Below are 849 nucleotides of genomic sequence, written 5' to 3' on the forward strand. Positions count from 1 at the left end.
CCCCCCCCCCCCCCGCCGCCCCCCCCCCCCCCCCCCCCCCCGGCCGGGCCCCCCCCCCCCCCCCCCACGCCGCGTGGTTCGCGGCCGGCGCAGCTCGGTCGGCTCTCGCGAGATCCAGCGTCCCAGCGTCCCAGTACGCGTCGGGGCACGATGTCAGTTGTATCCGTTCGATTCGAAGCCGATGCGGCAACAAATAAGAAAAATAATCAGACGCTTGGCGAATCATCTGGGGTTACCAATAAAAAATATTTCGCATTACAAAGTATAGAATTGTCGGATAACCGAATATTGTCGAATTTGCGGCGCGCATGTTAAAGAATAATAACATATATACACATATAGACTTAGTAAGAAACAATAGAAATCTAGACATAACCACTCGGTCGTCGTACTTATGTTTCGTCAGTGTGGTGGGGCTGGCCAGTGATCGGCGAGAGTGGCCTGCTCGTCGAGGGAAATAAGTAATTACCGTATACGCCGTGCATGTATTTGGTGGGTTTTAAGTAAAAAAGGAATAGTAAAAATAGATAAGTAACGACGGCGTTGAGTGGGTAATTATGCGTTGAGTGACATGAGATCTTCGCGGTATGTGGCCATGAACGGTAGTTGGTTTGGTAAGACGATTTCGTTTCTGGCCATTGTTCTTCTCTTTGTCGTCGGCAATGTTGCTGTGTCGTGGTCGGCGACCGGGGGCGTGGCCGGAGGGGCGGCCGCGTCCGTTGTCGTCGAGGGCAACCAGCGTGTGGATGCGGACACGATCCGCTCCTATTTCGCGACCGATCCGGGGCAGTCGCTGACGCCGGCGAAGATCGACGAGGCGCTGAAGTCGCTCTACGCGACGGGGCTGTT

Annotated in this window: 1 protein-coding gene; it reads left to right on the forward strand. The window is 55.4% G+C overall.

Annotated features, from left to right (window positions below; genetic code table 11):
• Window positions 1–595 precede the first annotated feature (595 nt).
• A partial coding sequence (locus tag NVS83_RS13365; protein ID WP_258739780.1) for a POTRA domain-containing protein occupies window positions 596–849 on the forward strand: 254 nt, incomplete at its 3' end.

The sequence above is a fragment of the Ancylobacter mangrovi genome (assembly GCF_024752335.1).
Taxonomy (GTDB): Bacteria; Pseudomonadota; Alphaproteobacteria; order Rhizobiales; family Xanthobacteraceae; genus Ancylobacter; species Ancylobacter mangrovi.